The organism is Collinsella aerofaciens (assembly GCF_039752955.1).
In the GTDB taxonomy this organism is placed as follows: Bacteria; Actinomycetota; Coriobacteriia; order Coriobacteriales; family Coriobacteriaceae; genus Collinsella; species Collinsella aerofaciens_BI.
Genome location: NZ_JBDMHB010000077.1, coordinates 1 through 3,251 on the forward strand (window position 1 = coordinate 1; position 3,251 = coordinate 3,251).

Annotated in this window: 2 protein-coding genes; one reads left to right on the forward strand and one right to left on the reverse strand. The window is 61.3% G+C overall.

What is annotated here, in order from left to right; genetic code table 11:
- Positions 1-101 precede the first annotated feature (101 nt).
- Complete coding sequence (locus ABHR75_RS09770) at positions 102-902, reverse strand: SDR family NAD(P)-dependent oxidoreductase (protein WP_006235414.1); 801 nt, start codon at positions 900-902, stop codon at positions 102-104.
- A gap of 294 nt (positions 903-1,196) precedes the next feature.
- Between ABHR75_RS09770 and ABHR75_RS09775 the strand changes: the two genes are divergently transcribed.
- Positions 1,197-3,008: a coiled-coil domain-containing protein gene (locus tag ABHR75_RS09775; protein ID WP_195568798.1), complete on the forward strand. Its 1,812-nt coding sequence runs from the start codon at positions 1,197-1,199 to the stop codon at positions 3,006-3,008.
- Positions 3,009-3,251 lie beyond the last annotated feature (243 nt).

The following is a 3,251-nucleotide window of genomic DNA, read 5'->3' on the forward strand; positions in this document are numbered from 1 at the left end:
GCTGACCTTCTGGTCGCGCCCTTGAAGTTGAACGTCAGATTGTCCAAATGCGGCCCGCGCAGCGTCGAGCCGTTACGCGGTTTGGTAAAACCGCGTAACCCCTACGGCCGCTGGCCCATGCCACCCTCGAGGGTGACGGTCTCGCCGTTCATGTACTTAAAGTCGGGACCGCAGAGCTGAACGACCACGCGGCCGATTTCCTTCTCGACGTCGCCGTAGTGACCAGCCGGCGGCATGTGGACGTTGGCCTTGAACGCCTCGGGATAGGCATCCTGGAAGTTCTCGAGCGCAGCGGTCCAAGCAAGCGGGCACACGATGTTGACGTTGATGCCGTCCTTGCCCCACTCGTTGGCGGCAACGCGGGTCAGGCCGCGGATGCCCTCCTTGGCGGCAGCATAGCTGCACTGGCCATAGTTGCCAAACAGGCCGGCGCCCGAGGCAAAGTTGACCACGGAGCCCTTGGTCTCCTTCAGGTGCGGATAGGCCTTCTGCATGTACAGATAGGTAGCATACAGACCGGAGTAAATGGCCAGGTTAAACTGATCCATGGTGTGATCGGCGATGGTCACGCCCGAGGCGCTAGCCTGAGCATTGTTGACGACGGCGTCGATGCGGCCGAACTCCTCAATGGCCTTGTCGATGACGTTCTGGACGACGGCCTCGTTGTCCTGACCAGCCGAGACATCGGCCTGAACAGGCAGAACCTTGACACCGTACTCGGCCTCGAGAGACTCCTTGGCGGCCTCGAGCTTGGCGACGTTGCGGCCGGTGATGACGAGGTTCGCGCCCTCCTTGGCAAATGCGATATCGATGCCGTAGCCGATGGAGCCAGCGGAACCGTCCTTAAGTGTGGCCTTGCCGCCGCCGGTGACGATCACGGTCTTACCAGTGAAAAGTCCCATACAAAGTCCTTTCAAATCGCGACGGGCACGCCCGCCGACTGCGCGTATCCAACTTCACGCGCCAAAAGCTGAGATGCAACTTTAGCGTGTTCAAGCAAAAATAAAAGACCGCGGTAGGCGAACGGCACCACGTAGTTCGGCGAAGGGATTGTCAAGTACAAACTGGATAAAACGGCCGAGTTATTGTTATCAGATCGAGCCATCGAACACGTTTTGAAACTTTGCTGCGGCGCGCGGGATGTCGGCGCGAGACCTTATCATAGGGTGACAAACAACGATGAGGAGCACATGCCTATGACAGACGAGCTGGACCCCCAGACTCAAGAGCATATTGATCATTCCGCAGACGCCGTCGACGACTGCGATACTCCTACCTGCGTCGACGCCTCCACCGATGCGCCCGCCACCGCAGATGCGCCCGCTGCCGCAGATGTGCACGCTGCCGCAGATGTGCACGCCGATGCGGATAAAGCAACAGACACAGACGATACTGTCGAGCATGACGAAAGCGAGCAGCCGGAGCCGAGCGATGCCGAACCCGACACAGACCCCGCGCCACAGGCGGCAGGCCCCATCGAGGTGTCTTCGGAAGAAGAGCTCGATGCCGTCATGGACTCCATGATGGATGCCGTCAAAGCGATGAAAGACGCCGTCGCCGATGCCGATATTGATGCCGAGGAAGAGGAGGCCGCCGAGGCGGCCTCGACCTTTGTGCCCGGCGAGACTCCGGTTGCCGACCAGGGCAGTACCATGCCCTCGTTTCTCCAGCTCGAGCACCCCACGATTGGCGCCGATGCGGTCGATCCGCACGCAGCAGGCTTTTCTGTGGTCGAGGGCGGTACCGGCAATATCGCCGCGCCGCAGACTGCCGATGCGGACGCTGCCGACACCACTCGCCCGACCGCCCCTCACTCCCCCGCCGCGAGCCGCGATCTGGGGACCGCTGTCTCGAACACCGCGAACGCCGTGGGCACCTTTATCGCCCAGGGCGCCTCGGCCATGCGCGAGATGAACGCCGCGAAAAAGGCACTTGCCGATGCCCGCGCCCACCTGACCGAACTTGAGCAGCGCATTGCCGATCAGGCCGAGGAACTCGAGACGCGCCAGGATATCGCAGGCCGCTACGACCAGATCGTCGCCGACCAGCGCCAAGCGATTGCTACAGCGCAAAAGGCCGCCGCGGCAGCCGAGATTGACCGTGATGCCCACGCCGCCAAAGCGACAGAGCTCAAGGGTCAGTTCGAACAAATGAAGACAGAGGATGACGCGACTGAGCTCCGCCTGAAGGCCGCGCTCGACGCCGTGGAGGCCCGCGAGGCAAGCTCTCGCGAGACCGGCAACCGCCTCGTTCGACGTCTTGAGGATTCCAAGCGCATCCGCGACAAGGTGAAGGCCGAGCGAGACGCCGGCATTGCGGCCGCACAACAAACCGTCGACGCCACGCGCGCCCAGCTCGAGACGCTGCGTCATGAGTATGCCGAGCTGCAACGCAATCCCTCGGCAAATCCCGCCAACTATACGGTGCGCACCAGCGAGCTCTCGATGCAGATCTCCGACACGGCAGATGCCCTGCGAAAAGCCGAAGAAGATGTCCCGCGCATCACCGCCGACCTTGAGCACTCGCTTGCCGCAGCCGAGCAGGCCGTCGAGCAGGCTCAAGCCCCCATTGCCGAAGCCAAACGCGCACACCAAGCCGTGACGACTGAGGCCGATGCCGCGCGCGACGAGCTGCAGACGGCGAAAACTGCCGCCACGACGCGCCAGCGCGAACTGCGCGAGAAGATAGCCGCCGAGGACAAGGCACGCCGCGACCAAGAGCAAAGCATCGCCAACGCCCAAGCAGATGCCGCACATGCACAGTCGATCATCGAGCAGGCGACCGAGGTGCATGACCATCCAGAGATCACTGAGTCGCTTGCAGGATCCTTGGCCCGAGACAAAGCCGAACACGCCGAGACCGAGCAAGAAGTCGCCCAGCTCGAGGCCACCGAGGACGCGGTGCGCGAGCGTACCCGCGACTCACGCATCAAATTCACTGGCGCCATCGTCTGCATCGTCGCCGTGATTCTGGCAATCATCCTGATCTGGCTGTTCGCGAGCAAGTAAACCAGCTGCCAAAAAACGCCTCAACTCAGTTGCGGTGAGAAAGTTTCTGTTTAGCCCCAAAAAGGCCAATTCAAGAACTATCTCACCGCAACTTATTTAGATCGACGCAAGGCAACCTATCCCTCTTGCACCGATCTCTTGACATAAGGACTGTCCCCAGGTGCCGGCACAGACGATATGAGCAGGACATAAAAACATTGAGAGCCCCTGCTGCATGAAAGACCGCGGATTAGGCCGACAATG

Coding starts and splice junctions, on each gene's coding strand:
- ABHR75_RS09770 (WP_006235414.1), bottom strand. CDS start 902: ATGGGACTTTTCACTGGTAAGACCGTGATCGTCACCGGCGGCGGCAAG.
- ABHR75_RS09775 (WP_195568798.1), top strand. CDS start 1,197: ATGACAGACGAGCTGGACCCCCAGACTCAAGAGCATATTGATCATTCC.